The following is a 21,868-nucleotide window of genomic DNA, read 5'->3' on the forward strand; positions in this document are numbered from 1 at the left end:
CACACGCCCGAACGACGCCATCCTCTCGTAAGGGTGGCAGGGCGACAATATCCGAGACCGTCTGCATTATGTCATTGGCCTCGCCCGTTAACGCGATTGTTGTGTTTTTTGCGTGAAGGATTCCTTGGTGTAGCTCACCTTCTAAAAAGCTTTGCCGGATGAGGCCGTCACGAGCGGGCTCTAAATCCAATAACGCCTTGCGCATATTTTCAATCGTCAGCTGATAATCCCCAGTAAAGGTATGATAGGTTTTTAATAACGGTTTATGATATTGTTCATAGAACGTTAAGATCGCTTGGGGTCCTTCCCCTTTAAAGGCATCTGACAACCCAATGAGCTGATCCATCGACCTTTCAACCTGTTTCATTTGACTCGACAAAGTGGTGATTTTTTTATACGTTTCATCCATTCCGATTTCGAATGCATCGACATCAAGCACTTTCATCAAAAACACTACACCCCCTGTTACTGGGCTATCGCCGTAGAAAGCTGTTGCCTTGTAAACTCTTTGTTTTAACGTTAATTTTGAGGAAGATTGTTGACTTCCTTTCCGCCGCATGTTATATTAAATCTTGTCGAAAAGACAATGGCTTTTAAATACGGAGGAATACCCAAGTCCGGCTGAAGGGATCGGTCTTGAAAACCGACAGGCGGGTTAAACCGCGCGGGGGTTCGAATCCCTCTTCCTCCGCCATTTTTTATAAGCGCAGCGCATATGTTAGAATCGTACCCGTTACAATCGTAACGGTTTTTTATTTACCTAAAAGTGCTATAGCCGATTCGGTTTATAGCGCTTTTTTTTTGATTTATTGATCCATCGTCGTTACTTCGTTGCCCCGGCCTTTGCTCTTTCTCTAGCTGCCTCTGCCTCTAATCGAGCAATCGTTTGCTTGATCGACTCAATTTCCATAGCAATTTCCGCCATTTTACTACTCAAAACCGAAAATACTTGATTAAATTGAGAACCCTGAATCTCCTCGAAACTAGCTAATATTCCCCCAATACGAATATTATCGAATTGACTTGCAAGCTGCCCCTGCCAAGTGGTAGCGGTAAGCTCAGGCTCCGTCATAAGATAGGCATTATTAAAAAATTCCCCTTGTTTGCTAGTTAGCTGGCCATTACATGTTTGTAACCGTTGAAGATCACTTTGTTTTTTTTGTAAAAGAGCATAGTAATAGGTTAAAGACATTTCATCACCCCTATAAATTGAAATTTGTGTATTTGATTAAGACAAGCCTCGAAATTTCCATAAAAAATCAAATGTATTTTAACGATAGCACCTAACAATATTACTTTAAATGGTAAGAAGTGATTAATTTGCATATGCCATATATAGTAAATACTATTGTGTGAATATCAATGAGTATGGGAGAAAAATAATTAACAGAAACTCATCTTATGGTAATAAATAACTTATTTTATTATAACTGTAATAATTTAGTTGACTGAATTTTCTACGAATACCTATAATGTAGTTGAATATTGAAGAAAAGGGGATGGAAAAAATGTCAGGAATTATTCGAGTTACACCAGCTGAGTTAGAAGCGATGTCAGCACGCTATAATAATGAAAGTGCACAGGTTGATGAGCAAATTAATCGTTTAAACGGGATGATTGAAGAATTACAAGGAATGTGGGAGGGTGAATCAAGTAAAGCATTCGCAGATCAATATGAAGCCCTACGTCCATCATTCGTTGATATGTCTAGATTATTACAAGACGTATCAGAACAGTTATCTAAAACTGCTCATGCTCTTGCGGATGCAGACAGACAAATCGCTAGTCAAATTCGAGGATAACCTTCATCTAAATTATGTGAAAGCAAAGAGCGTCAATTTCAAGATGAAGACGCTCTTTTTTATTGGGGTGATTATTTTGTATATTGAGATCACAATTGACTTAAAAAATTATCAAGGGGACAGCTTTGATTTACGTTTGTCTAATTACTATACCGTCAAGGAGGTAGTAGACATTGTTTGGCAGGCGAAGTCTCTTTCTATGGAGCCAAAAGAGGGCTTTTGGGTCAGGGTTCCTAATAAAAAACAGGTTCTATCAGGTAACGATAAGCTTGTAAGTAGTGGCATTATTTCGGGTGATTGTCTTGAAATCTTATAAAGGAGTAATAGAGATGACAAAAGAAAATCAATCCTACTTAGAAAACATATTAGAAGCAAAGGTAGTATTTGAAAAAGAGAAAATGGAGTTACGATTCCATAAGGAAAAAATCAATCTAGATGATGAATTAGAGATTAACTTACTAAGTGAATTCAATCCATTTATAAAAAAAGAAATTACCTCAACCGAAGATGCGTTAATTTTTACATTTTATATTGAGCCAAATTATATCACTTGCTCTAAAGTAATCCTTTTAGATGAAAAAAGTCGGTGGATATTTGCCTCGCAATTAATAAAAAAAATTAAATTACATTCATCAAATCGCCTTCATTTACTAGTTTGTCCAGAAAACATTCTAATTGATGAAGGCTTAACACCGTATTTTCTTCATTACGGTGTGAAAGAAAGCATCCCCCCATACGAAAAAGATACGGCGAGGATATGGAAGGAAACAAAAGCGCTCATAGCTGCTGTAATCGATAAGCAATATACATTTGAGCAATATATTCATTTCTCGAGTTCAATTGAATTATCACCAATTACTCAGAAGATATTAGCGGCAGAGAGTGATCAAGATTTATTAGCAATCATTCAGCAAAGCTTAAAAGAAATAGAGCAGAGAGAAAAAAATTATAAAAAAGTCACTTTGAAAAGATGGAGCTGGATACGTAATTCACTCATCGGAGTAAGTGGAATTTTAGTGCCTCTTTGTATTTACATATTTTATTCAGCATTCATTATTCAGCCAAGACAAGAGGTATTCATTAATGTCCAAGAGCCTTTTATTCAAAATAATTATAGTGAAATTATCAATCAGCTTTCGAATATTAAGGTAGAGGATATGCCGAAAGTGATTCAATTTGAGTTGGCTACTGCGTATGCCGTGAATGAAACATTAACAGACGCCCAAAAAGCGAATGTACTAAAGACGATTTCGTTACAAAGTGATAGTCGTTATCTACAGTATTGGATTTATATCGGCCGAGGTCAGGCACAGGAGGCATTAAAAATTAGCCGCCAGCTGGAAGATATTGATTTAATCGTATTTGCTTTACTAAATTATGAAGAACAAATCAAAGCAGACTACGACATGAAAGATGAGAAAAGAGAAGCCCTTTTAGATGAAATTGAAATGGAAAAGGATAAATATACAAGGCAAATTGAGGAATTGAATGAGCAATTAAAAGAAATGGAAGAGGCAGAGAAAAACGATATTCAACAAGATAGTAATCCCCCTGAAAATTCGGAGCTACCAGAAAAGGGAGAGGAACCTGTAAAAGACGAGGAACCTGTGAAAGAAGAGCAGTCCGAAACAACTGAAGACAAAGAATAAAGGACTGAAGACTACATCTTTAATAGGAGATTAGTAAATATGAGTACGCTTTTAATATTTTATGATAACTACTACCAACCGATTCAGTTGGATAATTTTAAAGACAACATAACGATTGGCAATAACAAAAATGATACAGTGACGATTCAGAAATTTCCGTTTACAAATGGTTCTCTTACAATCGAGGAGCATTCATTAGGATTGTCTCTGTATCAAAATGAGCAGGGAATTGGAAAGATACACCCACAGCAGTATTTTGAATTTAAAGATGGCCAGTCTGTGTTAAAACTGATTCATTTTGATTCAATTGCTAAGAGGCAAATATACTTTGTTGGGAATAAAAAAGAAATAACTTTTTCGAATCAAGACGAGCAGGCGGATATTTTTAAAAAGGAAGTATTAGAGAATAGCCTTGGTTTCTCACTGCTACAGGTGGAACAACATTGGGTAGTCGAATCTAGCAACACCTCTACTATTTATATTAATGGTGAACGGAGCAGGAATCGAAAAAGAATCGGGATTGGAGATTTGATTTTTACGCCGTTTATGCTTCTTCGTTTAGTAGATAAAGATCTTTTAGAGGTAATTAGTTTTAAGGATTTTGAGTCAAAACTAACCGCTATTAAAGAACCTAAATCAGAAATGAAAAAGAAGTATCCTATATATAGAAGAACGCCTCGAATGGTGTATGAATTGCCGCAAGAAAAAGTTTCCTTATCTTTCCCAGCACAAGAACATGAATCGTCCTCTAGAGGGATCTGGTTAATCATTGCCCCGCCACTGATCATGCTAATAGTGATGGGGATAGTGGCGTTAATTCAGCCTCGCGGAATCTTTATTATCGTAACAATGGTAATGTTTGTCACGACGTTAGTGACCTCTTCCGTGCAATATTTTAAGGATAAAAAGAATGTAAAAGAAAAAAATGCGAAACGAGTACGTGTGTATACACTGTATTTGGAAAATAAACGAAAAGAGCTGCAGGAATTAGCGGATAAACAACGGTTTGTGTTGGATTTTCATTTTCCTACATTCCAACGGATGAAGTATCTGACAAATAACATATCGGATCGAATATGGGAGCGAGCCCACGATAGTAATGACTTCTTACAATTCAGGTTAGGAACAGGGACCGTTCCATCCAGCTTTAGTATTTCTGCTAATGCAGGCGATATGGCTAATCGTGAAATGGATCATTTAGTCGAACAATCTCAGCACCTAGAAAATGTATACAAAAACATGAAAGATGCCCCGATCGTTGCGAATTTATTGAAGGGGCCAATTGGGTTAATAGGGAAAGAGCAGGTTGTCAAAAGCGAAATTCATCAAATTATTGGGCAGCTCGCTTTTTTCCATAGCTATCATGACCTACGATTCATTTTGATTTTTGATGAAAAAAATTATGATGAGTTGAAATGGATGAAGTGGCTGCCGCATTTTAAGATACCGAATATGTTTGCAAAAGGGTTTATATATAACGAAAAGACGAGAGATCAGCTCTTATCCTCGCTGTATGAAATGATTCGTGAAAGGGATTTAGTGGAGGATAAAAAGGATGTAAGATTCTCGCCCCACTACACCTTTATTATTACGAACCAGAGGCTTATTGAGGATCATGTCATTTTAGAGTATTTAGAGGGGGATTATTTACACCTCGGGATATCGGTGATTTTTGCAACCGAAACGAAAGAAAGCTTAAATGATAATATTTCTACGCTTGTCCGCTACATTAATGACTCGGAGGGCGATATTTTAATTCAACATAAAAAGGCGGTCAAAATACCATTCAGACTGGACCATCATCAACGGGAAGATAATGAGCCCTATGCGCGGATGCTACGAACATTAGATCATCAAATGGGCATGACCAATTCCATCCCTGAAAGCGTATCGTTTTTAGAAATGATGGATGTGGAAAGAGTCGAGGAGTTACCTATTTCAGAAAATTGGATGAATAATGAGTCATCTAAATCCTTAGCAGCGCCAATTGGATTAAAAGGGAAAAATGATTTTGTGTACTTAAATTTACATGAGAAAGCACATGGACCACATGGATTGCTAGCCGGAACAACAGGGTCCGGTAAAAGTGAATTTTTGCAAACATATATTTTATCACTTTCTGTGCATTTTCATCCGAATGAAGTCGCCTTTCTTCTTATTGATTATAAAGGGGGAGGCATGGCACAGCCCTTTAGAAAGCTGCCACATCTGTTAGGGGTGATTACGAATATTGAAGGCAGTGTGAACTTTACTAGCCGTGCGCTCGCTTCCATCCGTAGTGAACTGAAAAGGCGTCAACGTTTATTTGATCAATATAGTGTGACACATATTAACGACTATACAAGCCTATTTAAACAACAGTTAGTAGAGGAGCCGCTTCCGCACCTATTTTTAATTTCGGATGAGTTTGCGGAATTAAAAAATGAAGAGCCTGAATTTATTCGAGAGTTAGTCTCTGCAGCTCGTATCGGAAGAAGCTTAGGTGTTCATTTAATTTTAGCTACACAAAAGCCAGGCGGGATTATTGATGATCAAATCTGGAGTAATGCACGATTTAGAGTGGCACTTAAAGTACAAGATGCAACAGATAGTAAGGAAATATTAAAAAATGCGGATGCTGCCGCAATTACGACTACAGGTCGAGGCTACTTGCAAGTAGGAAATAATGAGGTGTATGAGTTATTCCAATCTGCATGGAGTGGAGCGCCTTATTTAACAAAGCAATCGGGGGATGAGAATGAAGTTGCGATTATTACGGATTTAGGGCTGATCCCCTTGTCCAATGTTTCTGCTAATGAAAGTAAGCAGAAGAATGACTTCACAGAAATTGATGCCGTTGTTGGGGAAATTGAACAATGCAAAATGGGGCTAGGCATTCAGAAACTAAAAAGTCCTTGGCTGCCTCCGCTTTCAGATCGAATTAATAAACATGATTATCCGTCTTTACAGCGGTCCCAAATTAGTATTGGCCTGTTTGATGAACCAGAAAAACAACTTCAAGCGCCTTATTATTATGAATTAATCGAGGACGGGAATATCGGTATTTTTGGTTCAACAGGCTACGGGAAATCCTTTACTGTGCTAACGATTTTATTAAGTATAGCGGAAAATTATAGTCCAGAAGAAGTGAACTACTATTTGATGGACTTTGGAAATGGCTTATTACTTCCATTGAAGCAGCTCCCTCATACGGCCGACTTCTTCTTAATGGACGAAGGTAAAAAGATTGATAAGTTTATGAGGTATTTAAGGGACGAAATTACTCGAAGAAGACAACTCTTACAACAATATGAAGTAAGTAGCATTAAATTGTACAACAGTGTAAGTGAAGAAAAACTACCGATAGTGTTCGTTGCTATTGAAAACTTTGATTTTGTAAAGGAAGAAATGCCAGATTTAGAGCCGCTGTTAAATCAATTTGTAAGGGATGGACAGACTTTAGGTATTTATATGATTTATACAGCTACAAGAACTTCAGTCATTCGTCAGGCAGTCATGAATAATTTAAAAACAAAAATTGTTCATTACCTACTAGATAATAGTGAGAATTATAGCGTAATAGGTAAAACAACCTTGCAGCCTGAACCGGTACCGGGAAGAGCCATTATTAAAAAAGATGGCACCTATTTTGCTCAAGTTTTCTTACCAGTATATGGGGACAATGATATTGAAATATTAGAAGGGTTAAAATCAACGGTTCAGTTGCTGAATGAAAAATATGAAGATTGCAGACGCCCGTTAGGAATACCGATGCTGCCAAAAGAATTAACAATGAATGATCTTGAAAATTATATGCAAAACCTACATCAGCCGAAAGTATTGCCAATTGGCTTAGACGAGGAAACTGTTCAGCCAATCGCTATGAATCTCCAACAGCATAAGCATTGCATTATTATGGGTCCTGCTCAGAGAGGGAAAACGAATGTATTAAAGGTTATTTTAAAAACGGCTTTACAGCAACCTATTGAAGATATTGGATTATTTGATTCAATTCATCGAGGATTACACCATTTTGCAAGCTATGATGCCATTTCTTACTTGCAATCGAAGGAAGAAATCATGGACTGGCTTACAATAATCGAAGAAAAGCTAGCCTTACGTGAAGCAGCCTATTTAGAGCAACAGGATCAATCTCAATTGAGCTTGGAGCCAATCCTGCTTATTGTAGATGATTATCCAACGTTCCTTTCCAAATTAGATAGCGGCCTACAAGAAAGAATTGTGAAATTAATGAAAAACTATAGCCATTTGGGCTTCAGTTTCATCGTTTCTGGAAATAGCAGTGAAGTGACGAAAGGGTATGATTCGTTAACGACGGAAGTGAAGCAAATACGTCAAGCGATCTTATTAATGAAAAAATCGGAGCAAACATTAATTACACTCCCATATGACAGGAAGGAAGAGGAGATAAATCCGGGCTTCGGATATTATGTGCTGAATGGAAAAGAAATAAAAATTCAAATTCCATTATGTACGATTGAAAGGGAGATTTACTCATGACACAAAAGAGCAAATTTATACTCAAAATGCTAGTCGTAATGATTTTGATAATCGGGACTCCGGTAGCATTCTTTGTCTCCATTGGTGATAAGCCCTTTTTTGATAACTCAAAAGGAACGAAAAAAATTGCCATTGTGAATGAGGATGCAGGAGCGGAGACGATTGATTTTGGAAAAGAGATATCGCCCATTTTATCACAGGATTCGAAATACCAATGGCAAGTTGTTGGCCGTAGTGCAGCCGATAAGGGACTAGATAAGAAAGAATACGATGCGATTCTTTATATCCCCTCGAATTTTTCTGAAAATATTTTAACGTATGAGGAACAAAATCCGCTAAAGGCAGAATTCAAGTACATTGTGTCTGACAAGCTTAATACGGTGGACCGCGAAAAAGTACTGAGAGAAGTCGATAAAGCGAGCTTAAAGGTAAATGGTAAAATATCGATCCTTTATTGGAGCTATGTGTCTCAGGATTTAGAAAAGGTCAGGGAAGAATTCGATACTATCTTACAAAAAGAAGTAGAATTTTTGAATACAATTTCCGGATATTATCAACCAAATGTAGCAAGTATTACAGGTGAAATTGATAATCAAAAAAAGATGCTCGAAACTCTTCAGTCCTCATTAAAGAGTGGAGATGAATCGTTATCAAATAATGTGAATAATGCCAAGGAATTTGAAAACGGCCTATCACAATTTGTAACTTATATTGATCAATATCAGGAATACCAACAATCTCAGCAGGGGCTCTTACAGCTCTTACAAAATGAGAATGTCACTGTTTTAGCTGAGTTTAAAAATAATCAGCAGCCACAGTTTATGGCGATGAAGGAGTACTTGAACAAAAGAAACGAAGATTTAAATAACAAAGTGACGCCTCTTCGCCAAAATTTAGTGGACAATGAAAAGTTAATCACGGCCTTCACAGATCATGAAGCCACGCAGCAGGCTGAAATCTGGGAGGTTTTAATAGAAGTAGAAGGAGAGCTAGTCGTTGAATATGAAACACAAGTAATCGGGTTAAAAAATCAATTACAGCAGCCTAGTTCAAAGCCGAGTACACCAAGCACAAGCACGGGGAACAATGCAGCCTCTAGTAACTTGAATATCCCTTCTCAAATGGCCGCGTTAGATAGTGAGCGAGAAAAACTACTGCTACTCGCGAACGATATTCATGCTTTAAAGGCAGAACTGTTTGCTACTACTGTAACAGCTGAGGAGGAACAGCAAAATATCGAGGCGGTTTTAACGGGTTTGACAGCTAAGATCTCAGAAATTGAAACGAGCATAGGTCAAATTCAAATAGAGGAAAAGAAACTAAAGGAGAGTTTCGTCCAGGCTCAGTCTAAAAATGTGAGCAATGTAGAAGAAAATAACCCTTCAGACATTGTCGAACAAATAATTTTAGAAGAAATAAAGATGAAAGAAAAGGCAATCCTCAGTCTAGAAAATATTAATGATAATAAAAAGAGTAGATTGCAAAAAATCTTTAGTCAGCCTGTATTAAATAAAGAGTCGGAAAAATTATTAGCGTATTATGAAACATTAGCCAAGTATGAATCTGTATTAAGAAACAGTTTTAGTTTAAATCCGGAATCAATCTCCTCTAATTTAAATAAGATTTTGGGTCTGAACGAGGAAGAACAGAAAATTATTGAAAATTTAAAAACTGGACTTCCGACAGCGCAAAATAATCTGACATCCTTACAGGATGAAATAAACGGTTTCTTTGTTGATCAGTTGAAAAATCTTGAAACGAATAATGAGGCTGTCACGGAACAGTTAACGCAAATAGAAAATAGTGCAAACAACGTAATGGATCAGCTTAATGGACTGATAGCAGATGCACCAATCCCATTAAACGGTGTACCGAATGGAGATATGCTTGTTACAAATCAAGCAAGTATTAGTGGTGAAATGCAAGTAATTAGTGAATCGATGGCAAGTATTACGGAAAATCAAGCTCAAATGAAGACTGTTACAGAGGGACTTCATACAAAAGCACAAAATATTAATAAGGATACAAATCAGCTTAGCTATAAATGGCATGAAAATGTAAAAACGACCGAATTGTATCGAAATGACCTGAAAGCGGTGCTTAATAATGCGTTTGTGGATGGTCAAAAAAATGGTCAAATTTATGAGCACTTAGCAACGCCACTTGCTGCAAAAAGTCTCGATAAGTCTGTACAACAGGAGGATAAGCTACCACCTGTAATTATTTTAGTCATTGTGCTGATTAGTGGGCTGATGATTGGGTATTTCTGTTATTACTTTAAACAGGACAATGCTCTTGCTCGACTTGCTCTATTCATTTTATTAAATCTGATTGTCGGATTAATTATTAGCACCTACGGATTGGATATTTACCCGCTAGATGAAAAGAGTGCCGTTGAGTGGACAATTTTTACCGTGCTATTAATTACAACTGTCTCGTCGATTACTTTTGCGGGCTTCTCTATTGATAGTTTAGTAGGCTGGTTTATCGGCATGGGGGTAATTTTATTCTTTATTACGCCAATGCTTACGTTACTCGCACCTAATATTAATTATGAAGATCCGATTTCAAAGGTGTATTTGTCAATCCAATATGGAACGGATTCGTTAATCGTACAGGCGAGCCTTATCCTTGCAGGCATTATCGTGATTTCAGCCTTAGTACCATTTCTAGTAAAACGTATGAATAAGGAGTCTGTTACAAAGGATGAAGAATCAATGTTGGAAGGGTAACCAGGTTGCTATGGTCATCTTGTTATGTGTTTGGTTAACGCCGTTTCACACGGCGTTTGCAAATACAGAGTTTGATCGATTAGATCCAAACGAATATAAACAAAAGGAATTTGAGTCTAATACGGAATTAATCAACAATGATTCACTCTTACAAAGCAAAGAGAAAATATCGGAGGCTCAAAAGCTATTAACTTTTATACCAGATTATTATCCTCAAACGGATTACCTCTTGGAGCAGCTCTTTACTGAAGGGGAAAAAGAACGAAAAACAGTGGGTATCGTATCTCAGCAGCTCAATCTGTTTTCAGAGGAATCCCAGGATATCCTTTTTGAAACAGGGGATCAAGCGGTACAAAATGAGGCGAATCATTCTAGTTTGAAGACTGTATATATCGGCTTTATTGTTGCATTACTGTTAATCGTTTTATTATTCATCCTTCCTCGAACGTTTAAAGGAAAAGACACAACGAGCGGAACGAACAAATAGAAAGGTGTGAGGAAGTTGACAACAGAGATCAAAATTCAATATGAACAAGTTGCACAGGCCTTAGAAAGTTTATATAAGTCTATTCAATCCATTGATCCAACCTTTCAAATAACGATAGGTGGAGACAATAGGTTAGAGGTTGTCACGAAGCTGAATGAATTAAATATTAAACTGCAAAAAGCGAACACATTGTATAAGGAAATATTAACGTTAAACGAAGAGCTTACAGGGCAATCCGTAGAGTATATGAAGGAAACCGATAAACAACTTTCTACGGCGATTGCCCAGTAACAGGGGGTGTAGTATTTTTGATGAAAGTGCTTGATGTCGATGCATTCGAAATCGGAATGGATGAAACGAATAAAAAAATCAACACATTGTCGGATCAAATGAAGCAGGTCGAGGGAGCAATCGATCAACTCATTGGGTTGTCAGATGCCTTTAAAGGGGAAGGGCCTCAAGCGATCTTAACGTTCTATGAACAATATCATAAACCGCTATTAAGTACGTATCATACTTTTAATGCGGATTATCAGCTGACAATCGAAAATATGCGCAAGGCGTTATTGGATTTAGAGCCCGCTCGTGACGGCTACATCCGGCAAAGCTTTTTAGAAGGCGACCTACACCAAGGAATCCTTCACGCAAAAAACATAACAATCGCGTTAACGGGCGAGGCCAATGACATAATGCAGACGGTTTCGGATATTGTCGCCCTGCCACCCTTACGAGAGGATGGCGTCGTTCGGGCGTGTGATGAGGCCATGAAATTCAAGGATGAAACGATCGAAAAACTCGTGAGGTTTGATACCCTACAAACACAAGCAGTCGTGCCTGTGAATGGCATCCTCCAATCGATTACGGAGCAAATTCAGTTTATGGAGGATATCTTCATTAAAGGTGATATAAACGCCAATGGGCAGACCAATGCTGCCGAGGGCATGTCCTGTGACCGTGATGCCTCAACAGACATTAAAGAGGATAAGGCATGGTATGAAGTGGTAGGGGATGTTATAATCGGAATATTTGAAGGAATTGCAAAAGCCATCTTCGATATTTTTAAAGGCTTATTCGACCTATTAAAAGCACTCCTCACCGATCCGATTGGATTTTTAATAGGTATCGGAACAGCCATTTTCAATCCAATCGACACGTTCAACGCAGTGTGGGGCGCCATCGAAGCCGCATGGGAACGAGATGTAATCAATGGCGATGCACGCAGTCGGGCAGCCTTCTTCTCCTACGCGATTGTATCCGTTGTAGGACTAAAAGGCGTCGACAAGCTCGGGAAAGCGGGGAAACTCGGCAAGGCAGGCTCCAAGGTTGATGATATTCCCTACAATACGATGCAGACGGGTAAGCTAAAAGACTTTGTTAAGACCAATGTCTACGCTAATATGAAGCAGAAAGCACAGCGGTTGGAAGACCTTTGGAAGAGCAATTTCGGTAAAGAGGCCATCGCCAAAACCATTCAGGCTGTGAGCAATTCAGCGGTCATCACCAAGGCGCGGAACGTTCTTGATCCAGAAAACATCAAGGCAGTTGCTGCTAAAACTTACGACGATGTCATTAAGGGACCAATTACAAAAACGAAGACTTGGGCGAACGAAAGGCTCAACAAAATCCTCGATACACCTATTGGGAATACGGCATTCGCAACAAACGGACCAATAGGATCTACTACAGTACGCGACGTTGTTGAACAAGCAAAAGACAGCTTTTCTCATACAATCAAGGTGGATAGTAAGGGTAATACCAGTAAAGTTAATTTAAAAAATATAGATGATTTTGCTAATGGAACGAAAACTTTTGATGATGTAATTAATGACTATGTACAGTTGTACTATGAGAAAATTTCATCAAATACAACATGGTCATGGAATAAATCTTTTCCGGGTGCAGATAATTTAACTGCTCGTCAAAAAAGAATGATTAAAGAAAAAGCAGTGGCTGATGGTTTGATTCCTGATGTGAAGGTTACAAAAGCAGATGGAATGAGATATGGATATGCAGATTTTAAGAATGCTGGGCTTGTTGTTGAGACTAAGCAGTTACCAGAAAGTTTATGGTTACTTCCAGACGAAGAGCAATTTAAATGGCTTGATAATTCAATTGGTGGTCGACCGGAAGGTATGACCTGGCATCACACGGAAATACCGGGTAAGATGGAATTGGTGCCTTTTGGAATACACAATATTACCATTCACAATGGGGGAAGGTCACCTGGTATGTGGGCAGATGCTCCTAGATAATTAAAATAAAGGAAGGAGTAATTGTATGAAGATAAAACAAGAGACTATTGTAAAACCATTACCTTCTGAAGAATTGATTAAGAAACATGAAAAGTTTTGGAGACTAAGGTTACCGGAGTCTTTCTTGAATTTTATTAAAATATATAACGGTGCAGAAGTGGAAGATGCTACCTTTGAATGTAACAGTCGTAGTTATGCGATTGAAAGGTTTTTATGTATGTTGGACGACATTGAAAATAACCCTAAAGGAATCTATGATATTGATGTCGTATTTTCACAAATAGGGGAGAGGTTAACTGATAATGAAGATTTACTAGGTGCAGAAGTGTTGCCGATAGCTGCTGTATTCGCAGGTGATTTTGTTTGTTTGGATTTTAGATATAATAAAGAGAATCCTGCTGTGTGTGTCTGGTCTCATGAGGAATCAGGTGAGTTTGAACCAGTATTTTATAGGATCACAGATAAATTTACTGAGTTTTTAGAGATACTAAAATAAAAATTAATTAAAAAGATATTAATTTGAGGTGTATTTAACTTAAAGCACTTGATTGCCTTTGTAGGAATCAGGTGCTTTTTTTCAACGGCGATGCACGTAGTCGGGCATCCTTCTTCTCCTATGCAGTCGTCTCTGTTGTCGGGCTAAAAGGCGTCGACAAGCTCGGGAAAGCGGGGAAACTCGGCAAGGCAGGCTCCAAGGTTGATGATATTCCCTACAATACGATGCAGACGGGTAAGCTAAAAGACTTTGTTAAGACCAATGTCTACGCTAATATGAAGCAGAAAGCACAGCGGTTGGAAGACCTTTGGAAGAGCAATTTCGGTAAAGAGGCCATCGCCAAAACCATTCAGGCTGTGAGCAATTCAGCGGTCATCACCAAGGCACGGAACGTTCTTGATCCAGAAAACATCAAGGCAGTTGCTGCTAAAACCTACGACGATGTCATTAAGGCACCAATTGCAAAAACGAAGACTTGGGCGAACGAAAGGCTCAACCAACTCCTCGATGCACCGATTGGGAATACGGCATTCGCAACACACGGCCCCACAGCACCAACTACAATACGCGACGTTGTTGAGCAAGCAAAAGACAGCTTTTCTCAGATTAAGGTGGATGGGGATGGTAAGGGTACGGGTAATGTTCACAAATCAGAAATCGATGAAGTAATAAAGAATGATTACGATATAGATGGAAATATAATTAATAGATCCATTGTTCCTAAAGGTTATGAAAGTGTTGAAGACTTTTTGAAAGTTGTAGATGATTCAACTATTAAGGAATATGGTTATGATAGTATTGAAGAATTTAAAGCTGTAGTAGGGCATGTAGATGAATACTTAAATGCTTCACCAAAGAATAATATTGTTAATAAAGGATTAGCGGGAGGAGAACATGTGAAAGGCGTAGATTATGATGTATTAGGCTTTCCGATTTTTAAAGGTGACGATGTTAAGTTTACACATAAATTAGATGAAAATTTATTTATTGCTACTGATGAAAAGCAGTTTAAAGAATGTACAAAGAATTTGAAAGAAGCGATAAAGCAAGGTGAAATACCACAGGGGATTTTTACCCCAAAACAATTAAAGATGATAGAGTTAGAATTGCCACGAATAGATGGTTTAACATGGCATCATCATCAAGTACCTGGAAAAATGCAACTAGTTATTTCTGATAAACATAGTGTAAATCACCTAGGTGGTAACAAATTATGGGGAGGCGGAATTAGATGAGAAACGATTTAACATGGCCAGTACCAGATGGAACAGTTTCAGCGGAATATATTATTGGAGTGGGGAAACAGATGGGTTATATATTTCCAAGTGATTATGTAGAATGTGCTGTCCACAATAATGGTTCTGCAGTATTACCGTATAATTTTGAAGTGAATGAAACAACAAGAGTGTTTGGGACATTACTTTCTTATGATGAAGATAGTAGTGAAAATATTGTTAAAGTATATCGCGACTATGTTTCCTCTTTACCTAAAGGACTTGTACCATTTGGGTTTGATCCAGCAGGAAACTTAATATGCTTTGATTATAAAGATAATGACGATAATCCCATTGTAGTTTTTTGGGAACATGAGAATGCTTGGGAAAAAGGAAAGTTAATTCAAGAAGAAGGGCTAACAGAAGAGCAAGCAGAAGAGCGAGCTAGAGAAAATGTATTTTACGTTGCAGCAACATTTACAGAATTTCTTGATAAATTACATGACTAAGGTTTTAATTTAAATCATTTGCTTAAGGAGTTTGTATCCCTATAGAGTTAAATTACAATATTCTGTAATGAAAATAATTTTTATAAATAAAAGCACTATAAGCTTACTAAGTAATAGTTTAAGATTATATTCCAAAAACTCACAGAATGTTATTTGGTATTAGGACAGTAATATTAATATTTAATATTGTTAAATATTAAGCACTTGATTACCTTTGTAGGAATCAAGTGCTTTTTAAACGGTGATGCAAGTAGTACGGATTCCTTCTTCTCCTATGTAATCGTTTCCGTTGTGGGGCTAAAAGGTATAGACAAAGTCGCCAAGGTCGATAAACTCGGCAAGGCAGGCTCCAGTATTCCGTACAATTCGATGAAGACGGATAAGCTCAAAGACACTGTTAAGAACAATGTCTACGCTAATATGAAGCAGAAAGCACAGCAGTTGGAAGACCTTTGGAAGAGCAATTTCGGTAAAGAGGCCATCGCCAAAACCATTCAGGCTGTGAGCAATTCAGCGGTCATCACCAAGGCGCGGAACGTTCTTGATCCAGAAAACATCAAGGCAGTTGCTGCTAAAACTTACGACGATGTCATTAAGGGACCAATTACAAAAACGAAGACTTGGGCGAACGAAAGGCTCAACAAAATCCTCGATACACCGATTGGGAATACGGCATTCGCAACACACGGCCCCACAGCACCAACTACAATACGCGACGTTATTGAACAAGCAAAAGACAGCTTTTCTCAAATCAAGGTGGATGGTAAGGGTACGGGTACGGATATTGCTAAAGTAAGTGGCGCTAAAACATTAGTGGACAAAGGGCAACAGTTTACAAACGGTAGAAAGAATAAGTTAAAGCCTGATATTAGATACAAAACTGGAGAGTACGATTATTTTTATGAAACAGATAATTTAGGTAGGATTGCTAAATTTGAAACAGAAAATTTACAATTAACAGCGAGAACAGATAGATTGTCACACAGCAGAAATACACCAGGGAAAGTAAAAGATCAGGATCATGCGGGGCATTTGGCAGGTGATCGATTTGGGGGCTCACCTAAAATTGATAATTTAGTTTCGCAATTATCTGATGTGAATTTGAAGCAATATAAGAAAATTGAAGAAGAATGGGCAGCAGCTTTAAAAGAGACACCTCCAAAAAAAGTAACAGTTGATGTTGAAATCATTTATTCAGGGGATAATGTGCGCCCAGACAAGTTTAAGGTTAGATATACTATTGATGGTATATCTGAATCTGTAGATATTAAAAATTAATTAGAGGAGTGAAAAATAGTATGAAAGAATTTGAAGATAGATTTAGTGAATTACAAGCAGATATGATCTCTATATGTATGGAATATGTGGAAGATCGAGCGGATAAAGTATATGTTTATGCTTCACGTGAAGAAGGAGTTACTTCTAGCAGTTTCTTTTATTTGATTAACAATAAGTATGTAGAGCGTCATAAGTTGAATGATGCATTGGAGAATGGGGATAAAAGATATGATGTGTCTACAGAACGACAGTTTATGGTATTAGACATCATCAATGATAACGTTGATAAAATAGAGGAATTGTGCAAATTGTACGAAAAAAATATGCCAACAGAGTTAAAATTAATATATGATGTTAAGAGTGGCAATTTCAAAGCTGAATACAAGTATGAATTAGTCTATACGCATGATGAGATTAAAACGGCCCGTTATATTGCTAATGAGTGGTTTGAAGAGATAAAAAATAACAACCTTTAAAATGTTTACAATACACATTAATTAAACAATGTTTTACCATGGAAATAAAATAGTAAGCACTTGATTGCCTTTGTAGGGATCAGGTGCTTTTTTCAACAGCGATGCACGTAGTCGGGCGTCCTTCTTCTCCTATGCAGTCGTTTCCGTTGTGGGGCTAAAAGGTCTCGATAAGGCCGCCAAGCTTGGGAAACTCGGCAAGGCAGCATCCAAGGGAGACGGTGATATTCCGTACAATGTCATGGCGACGAATAAACTCAAAGACCTAGTTAAGAAAAATGTTTACGGCTATATGCAGCAAAAAGGAAAGCAGTTGGAAGACCTCTGGAAGAGCAATTTCGGTAAAGAGGCCATTGCTAGAAGCATTCATGCGATGAAGAACTCAGCGGTCATCACCAAAGCACGAAATGTTCTTGATCCAGAAAACATCAAGGCGGTTGCCGCTAAAACTTACGACGATGTCATTAAGGGACCAATTGCAAAAACGAAGACTTGGGCGAACGAAAGGCTCAACCAAATCCTAGATACACCGATTGGGAATACTGTATTCGCAACAAACGGACCAACAGGATCTACTACAGTACGCGACGTTATTGAACAAGCAAAAGACAGCTTTTCTCAAATTAAGGTGGATGGTACGGATAATCCAAGAACAAGGCTACCGAGGAGTAACGGTCATTGGAAGGGTGAACCAGGTAATGGAAAATGGTATTCAGATAAACCAGAAGTTAAAAAAATAACTAATGGTGAAGGAGTAGAGTTTAAGGAAGGTAGACCTAATTTTACACCTTGGTCAGAAGGTGATTTAGTATTTGAGAAAGGGCAACTTAGTGGTACGAGTGATGATTTTTCATTAGTATATGAACAAAGTTGGTTCCCTTTGGTATTCATAATATTACACCTCATAATGGTGGAAGAACAAAAGGGATGTGGGCCGATGCTCCAAGATAATAATATATTGAGGAGGTATAGCAATGGAATTTAAAGATGAATCAATAATTTATCCCTTGCCTGATGATGTTTTGCTTTCTGAAAAGGAAGGAAAGTGGAGAGTAATTTTACCAGAAGAGTATAAAAAGTTAATAAAAAAATATAATGGTGGTACTCCAATAAAGGATAGTTTCAAATGTAACAACCATATTTATGCAATTGATAGATTTTTATGTATTTTAAAAGTAACTGGGGAAAGAGAGGATGAATATTACGATATAGGGGTAGTTAGAACTCAATTAGACGAAAGAATTGTTTTTGACGAGAATTTAGTGGGTACTGAACTGCTGCCAGTAGCTGTTTTATTTGCCGGTGATTTTGTTTGTTTAGACTATCGCAACAATGAAGAAGAGCCTACTGTATGTGTTTGGAGTCATGAGGAGTCTTCAGAACTAAATCCTGTAACATATACTATAAGTAATAGCTTTGTAGAATTTCTAAATATGTTAACAGAATAGATACTTATTATAGTAACTCTGTCTCGATATTCATGCCTTATGTAGGTTCTTCAGGATGTTTAACTGTATTTTCCCATAGAAATATAATAGTAAGCACTTGATTACCTTTGTAGGAATCAAGTGCTTTTTTCAACGGCGATGCACGAAGTCGGGCGTCCTTCTTCTCCTACGCAGTCGTCCCCCTCAAGGTTGTTACCTCTAAAAAAATCAAGGTTCGTTAATTATTCAACTATTCCTGTATTTCAGCCTTGAGAATTGGAGGCTTAAGGGGTATTGTATTATGGAGATACAATATATCCAGAAGGGGCTTGCTCGATGGAACCAAAATCAATTCAAATTAAGCAACCGAAATATCAAATTATTGCGGAAGATATTGCAACGAAAATTGTTGAGAAAAAATATATTATTGGTGATAAGATTTATGCGCGGTCATTGTTAGCCTCACAGTATGGGGTGTCGGCTGAAACGGCGCGTCGGGCGATTGCTGTGCTACAGGATTTGAACATTGTAGAAGCGACAAAAGGGAGCGGCGTTATTATTACTTCGTATGAGAATGCTGCCAACTTTGTTCACCGACTTGAAGGCGTTAAATCGGTGCGTGAGTTACAAAAGGAGCTTAGCTTAAGTATTGAAAAACAATTTGCTGAGCTGAATAATCTACAAGAAACGGCGAAGGAGCTTATTAATCGCACGAATCGATTCCAGTCGATCAATCCTTTTGTTCCGTTTCAATTAGAGATTAGCGATTCTTGTCCGTATGTATCAAAAAGTATAAGTGAAATTAACTTTTGGCAAAATACTGGAGCTACGATTGTGGGCATTCGGAAAAAAAATGAACTGCTGCTTTCACCTGGTCCGTACGCTACGCTTGAGGTAGGGGACATTTTATATTTTATTGGCGATGAAATTTGCCTTTCTAACGCGGAACAATTTTTACAAGTGCAGAAAAAAGTCTAAACGACAGGGGAAACCCAGTTGTTTAGGCTTTTTTATTTTAGCTACATAGAATAGAAAAGAAACGTATATTTGACAAAAGTTACAACTTTGTAATAAATTAAAGTAGTCACCTATTCCAACAACTTCATTTTAAATATAAGTTGTTACTTTGTGTAGCTAGTGATTTGGGGGCTTTTATGAGGGAGTACAAAAGATCATAAAGGGGTGTGGTATATTGAAAATTTCTATAGGATTATTCGGATTTGGTCGTACAGGTACTTTAGTTGCCGATGAGCTTATAAAAGACCAAGAGTGCGAGCTACAGTGGGTGATGAAGGATTCTATGGAGCATACCGGTGAATTTGCGAGCCATTTACTAGGTCATCTGCATGCGGAAGGGAGGATCTTTTCAATTCATGAGGTGGATTTCGATCGCTTTTATGTAGAAAATCCAGTGGATGTAATCATCGATTTGTCCAGCTCGTGTGCGGTGAAGGAATATCAACATGCGGTGAAGTATGGGAGTCGTATTGTTTCTGCAATTTCAAACTATGCGCCTGGAGATATGGAACGGCTGAGGGCACTTAGTCAACAAACAGCTATTCTTTATTCATCTAATGCTGCATCGGGTATAAATTTTTTAATAGAGGCCTCGAAGCTGTTACAAGGAATTGTGCCTGATTCGAATATTGAAATTATCGAAGAGCATCTTAAGGAAAAAATTTCAGGAACTGCTAGTAGCCTTGCGAAGGTAATTGGTCTTGATGAGGAGCAGCATATGAACTCTATTCGTGACGGTGTCATAGAAAAACATGAGGTTGTTGTTGGTTTGCCGAATCAGACAATTAGAATTATCCATGAAACACATAATAGAGTTGCTTTTGAACAGGAGGTCATTTATGCAGCGAAATGGATTATGAGCAAGGGGGCTGGAGTTTATAAAATGGAACAGGCATTATCACAAATTAAGATGAAGCATTTTATAGGTAGCAAAGAACGAGCAAGTCCAGTTTTTATAAATTAATAATTCGGAATAATTAAAAATAAAATTTAAAGGGGTAAAGTCTTATGAAAAGAATCACATATTTAATTGTAATAGGTATGTTACTTGTATTGACCGCTTGTAGTAATGAGAAGAGTGGGGATAGCATTGAGGTTATTAAGTTTGCGGATGCAGGCTGGGATAGTATCCGTGTTCATAATAGTATTGCTCAGGTCATTATTGAAGAGGGGTATGGTTACAAGACAGAGGTTGTAAATGGAACGACTGCTGCGACGATGCAGGCACTAGAGCAAGGGGATATTAATGTTTATATGGAAGTATGGACAGATAATGTGAAAGATGTTTACGAAAAGGCTGTTGAAAAAGGAAAAATAGAGAAATTATCCACAAATTTCGCGGATAATTCACAAGGATTATATGTTCCAACTTACGTAATAAAAGGGGATGCAGAAAGAGGAATTGAAGCGGTTGCGCCAGATTTAAAAACCGTGCAAGACTTAGAGAAGTATCCTGAAATATTCCAAGACCCAGAGGATAGCAGCAAAGGACGTATCGTTGGTGCACCTTCAAGCTGGGTAGTAAGTGAACAATTGGAGACGAAACTTGTAACATATGACCTTGATAAAAAGTTTAATTATTTAGCACCGGGATCAGATGCTGCGATTGTGGCAGATTTAGCGGGTGCCTATACAAAGGGTGAGCCGTGGGTAGGTTATTATTGGTCACCTACATGGGTTACAGCAAGCTATGATTTAACACTATTAGAAGATAATCCGTATGAGGAGAAGGCTTGGGATAATGATAGGAGCACGGAGTTTCCGCCGAATGATGTAGTCGTAGCGGTGCATAAGGACTTACCAGCGCAGGCGAAGGATGTTGTAGATTTCCTTAGTAAGTATGAAACGAGCAATGCCATGACAGAGCAAGCACTAAAATATATGGGTGAGCATGAAACAGAGCCTATGGAAACTGCAAAATGGTGGATGAAGGAGCATGAAGATGTATGGACAGCTTGGGTGCCAGAAGATGTAGCTGATAAAGTGAAGGCAGCCTTAAAATAAAAGATTCTATTAAAATTGTGAGGTGAAA

20 protein-coding genes and 1 tRNA gene are annotated in these 21,868 nt (G+C 37.9%); 19 read left to right on the forward strand and 2 right to left on the reverse strand.

The genetic code is table 11. From position 1 onward, the window contains the following. On the reverse strand, positions 1-445 hold a 445-nt coding region (locus tag V4T18_RS16575; RefSeq protein WP_332651308.1), incomplete at its 3' end, for an LXG domain-containing protein. 156 nt (positions 446-601) lie between these two features. Here V4T18_RS16575 and V4T18_RS16580 point away from each other — a divergent pair. Beyond that, positions 602-694: transfer RNA gene (locus V4T18_RS16580), tRNA-Ser, on the forward strand. Between the two features lie 129 nt (positions 695-823). On the opposite strand, the gene V4T18_RS16585 is transcribed toward V4T18_RS16580, so the two are convergent. Beyond that, on the reverse strand, positions 824-1,192 hold the full coding sequence (locus V4T18_RS16585; protein ID WP_332651310.1) for a YwqH-like family protein: 369 nt from the start codon (positions 1,190-1,192) through the stop codon (positions 824-826). Positions 1,193-1,508: 316 nt separating this feature from the next. Between V4T18_RS16585 and V4T18_RS16590 the strand changes: the two genes are divergently transcribed. From V4T18_RS16590 to V4T18_RS16675, 18 genes are all read left to right on the forward strand, one after another. Next, on the forward strand, positions 1,509-1,802 hold the full coding sequence (locus V4T18_RS16590; protein ID WP_332651312.1) for a WXG100 family type VII secretion target: 294 nt from the start codon (positions 1,509-1,511) through the stop codon (positions 1,800-1,802). A gap of 76 nt (positions 1,803-1,878) precedes the next feature. Continuing rightward, the gene (locus V4T18_RS16595) at positions 1,879-2,118 is read left to right on the forward strand and encodes an EsaB/YukD family protein (protein ID WP_332651314.1); all 240 of its coding nucleotides are present in this window, start codon (positions 1,879-1,881) and stop codon (positions 2,116-2,118) included. Positions 2,119-2,131: 13 nt separating this feature from the next. Beyond that, positions 2,132-3,451 carry a type VII secretion protein EssB gene (essB, locus tag V4T18_RS16600; RefSeq protein WP_332651316.1) on the forward strand — a complete coding sequence of 440 codons (1,320 nt, stop codon included), beginning with the start codon at positions 2,132-2,134 and terminating at the stop codon, positions 3,449-3,451. Positions 3,452-3,490: 39 nt separating this feature from the next. Then, entirely contained in the window at positions 3,491-7,951 is a 4,461-nt protein-coding gene (gene essC, locus V4T18_RS16605) for a type VII secretion protein EssC (RefSeq protein ID WP_332651318.1), read from the forward strand. After that, positions 7,948-10,683, forward strand: a complete 2,736-nt coding sequence (gene esaA / locus V4T18_RS16610) for a type VII secretion protein EsaA (protein WP_332651320.1) — start codon at positions 7,948-7,950, stop codon at positions 10,681-10,683. Before essC ends, esaA begins: the two co-directional genes overlap by 4 nt. Next, positions 10,658-11,170, forward strand: coding sequence for a type VII secretion protein EssA (essA, locus tag V4T18_RS16615; RefSeq protein WP_332651321.1), 513 nt, complete (start codon positions 10,658-10,660; stop codon positions 11,168-11,170). Before esaA ends, essA begins: the two co-directional genes overlap by 26 nt. Positions 11,171-11,185: 15 nt before the next feature. Next, positions 11,186-11,461, forward strand: a complete 276-nt coding sequence (locus V4T18_RS16620; RefSeq protein ID WP_332651322.1) for a YwqI/YxiC family protein — start codon at positions 11,186-11,188, stop codon at positions 11,459-11,461. Between the two features lie 20 nt (positions 11,462-11,481). Then, positions 11,482-13,422 (forward strand): T7SS effector LXG polymorphic toxin, encoded by a 1,941-nt coding sequence (locus V4T18_RS16625; protein ID WP_332651351.1) that lies wholly within the window; start codon positions 11,482-11,484, stop codon positions 13,420-13,422. A gap of 25 nt (positions 13,423-13,447) precedes the next feature. After that, on the forward strand, positions 13,448-13,918 hold the full coding sequence (locus V4T18_RS16630; RefSeq protein ID WP_332651324.1) for an SMI1/KNR4 family protein: 471 nt from the start codon (positions 13,448-13,450) through the stop codon (positions 13,916-13,918). A 71-nt stretch (positions 13,919-13,989) separates the two neighbouring features. After that, entirely contained in the window at positions 13,990-15,153 is a 1,164-nt protein-coding gene (locus V4T18_RS16635; protein WP_332651326.1) for an HNH endonuclease, read from the forward strand. Then, complete coding sequence (locus V4T18_RS16640; protein ID WP_332651328.1) at positions 15,150-15,641, forward strand: SMI1/KNR4 family protein; 492 nt, start codon at positions 15,150-15,152, stop codon at positions 15,639-15,641. Before V4T18_RS16635 ends, V4T18_RS16640 begins: the two co-directional genes overlap by 4 nt. 186 nt (positions 15,642-15,827) lie before the next feature. After that, positions 15,828-16,919, forward strand: coding sequence for a DNA/RNA non-specific endonuclease (locus V4T18_RS16645; RefSeq protein WP_332651330.1), 1,092 nt, complete (start codon positions 15,828-15,830; stop codon positions 16,917-16,919). A 20-nt stretch (positions 16,920-16,939) separates the two neighbouring features. Beyond that, complete coding sequence (locus V4T18_RS16650) at positions 16,940-17,395, forward strand: immunity protein YezG family protein (protein ID WP_332651332.1); 456 nt, start codon at positions 16,940-16,942, stop codon at positions 17,393-17,395. Between the two features lie 148 nt (positions 17,396-17,543). After that, entirely contained in the window at positions 17,544-18,377 is an 834-nt protein-coding gene (locus tag V4T18_RS18380; protein WP_442916956.1) for a hypothetical protein, read from the forward strand. Then, complete coding sequence (locus V4T18_RS16660; protein ID WP_332651334.1) at positions 18,367-18,840, forward strand: SMI1/KNR4 family protein; 474 nt, start codon at positions 18,367-18,369, stop codon at positions 18,838-18,840. The genes V4T18_RS18380 and V4T18_RS16660 overlap by 11 nt, the downstream gene beginning before the upstream one ends. Before the next feature lie 315 nt (positions 18,841-19,155). Beyond that, the gene (locus tag V4T18_RS16665) at positions 19,156-19,797 is read left to right on the forward strand and encodes a TrkA C-terminal domain-containing protein (RefSeq protein ID WP_332651336.1); all 642 of its coding nucleotides are present in this window, start codon (positions 19,156-19,158) and stop codon (positions 19,795-19,797) included. 214 nt (positions 19,798-20,011) lie between these two features. Then, positions 20,012-20,800 carry a dihydrodipicolinate reductase C-terminal domain-containing protein gene (locus V4T18_RS16670; RefSeq protein WP_332651338.1) on the forward strand — a complete coding sequence of 263 codons (789 nt, stop codon included), beginning with the start codon at positions 20,012-20,014 and terminating at the stop codon, positions 20,798-20,800. Between the two features lie 44 nt (positions 20,801-20,844). After that, positions 20,845-21,840 carry an ABC transporter substrate-binding protein gene (locus V4T18_RS16675; RefSeq protein ID WP_332651340.1) on the forward strand — a complete coding sequence of 332 codons (996 nt, stop codon included), beginning with the start codon at positions 20,845-20,847 and terminating at the stop codon, positions 21,838-21,840. Positions 21,841-21,868: the final 28 nt, after the last annotated feature.

The organism is Lysinibacillus sp. 54212 (assembly GCF_036662795.1).
Classification (GTDB): domain Bacteria; phylum Bacillota; class Bacilli; order Bacillales_A; family Planococcaceae; genus Lysinibacillus_B.

What these genes read in the sequence shown, in the direction of transcription:
- V4T18_RS16675 (WP_332651340.1), top strand. Translation starts at nt 20,845, where the DNA reads ATGAAAAGAATCACATATTTAATTGTAATAGGTATGTTACTTGTATTG.
- V4T18_RS16585 (WP_332651310.1), bottom strand. Translation starts at nt 1,192, where the DNA reads ATGTCTTTAACCTATTACTATGCTCTTTTACAAAAAAAACAAAGTGAT.
- essC (WP_332651318.1), top strand. Translation starts at nt 3,491, where the DNA reads ATGAGTACGCTTTTAATATTTTATGATAACTACTACCAACCGATTCAG.
- V4T18_RS16625 (WP_332651351.1), top strand. Translation starts at nt 11,482, where the DNA reads ATGAAAGTGCTTGATGTCGATGCATTCGAAATCGGAATGGATGAAACG.
- V4T18_RS16650 (WP_332651332.1), top strand. Translation starts at nt 16,940, where the DNA reads ATGAAAGAATTTGAAGATAGATTTAGTGAATTACAAGCAGATATGATC.
- V4T18_RS16630 (WP_332651324.1), top strand. Translation starts at nt 13,448, where the DNA reads ATGAAGATAAAACAAGAGACTATTGTAAAACCATTACCTTCTGAAGAA.
- essB (WP_332651316.1), top strand. Translation starts at nt 2,132, where the DNA reads ATGACAAAAGAAAATCAATCCTACTTAGAAAACATATTAGAAGCAAAG.
- esaA (WP_332651320.1), top strand. Translation starts at nt 7,948, where the DNA reads ATGACACAAAAGAGCAAATTTATACTCAAAATGCTAGTCGTAATGATT.
- V4T18_RS16640 (WP_332651328.1), top strand. Translation starts at nt 15,150, where the DNA reads ATGAGAAACGATTTAACATGGCCAGTACCAGATGGAACAGTTTCAGCG.
- V4T18_RS16665 (WP_332651336.1), top strand. Translation starts at nt 19,156, where the DNA reads ATGGAACCAAAATCAATTCAAATTAAGCAACCGAAATATCAAATTATT.
- V4T18_RS16590 (WP_332651312.1), top strand. Translation starts at nt 1,509, where the DNA reads ATGTCAGGAATTATTCGAGTTACACCAGCTGAGTTAGAAGCGATGTCA.
- essA (WP_332651321.1), top strand. Translation starts at nt 10,658, where the DNA reads ATGAAGAATCAATGTTGGAAGGGTAACCAGGTTGCTATGGTCATCTTG.
- V4T18_RS16660 (WP_332651334.1), top strand. Translation starts at nt 18,367, where the DNA reads ATGGAATTTAAAGATGAATCAATAATTTATCCCTTGCCTGATGATGTT.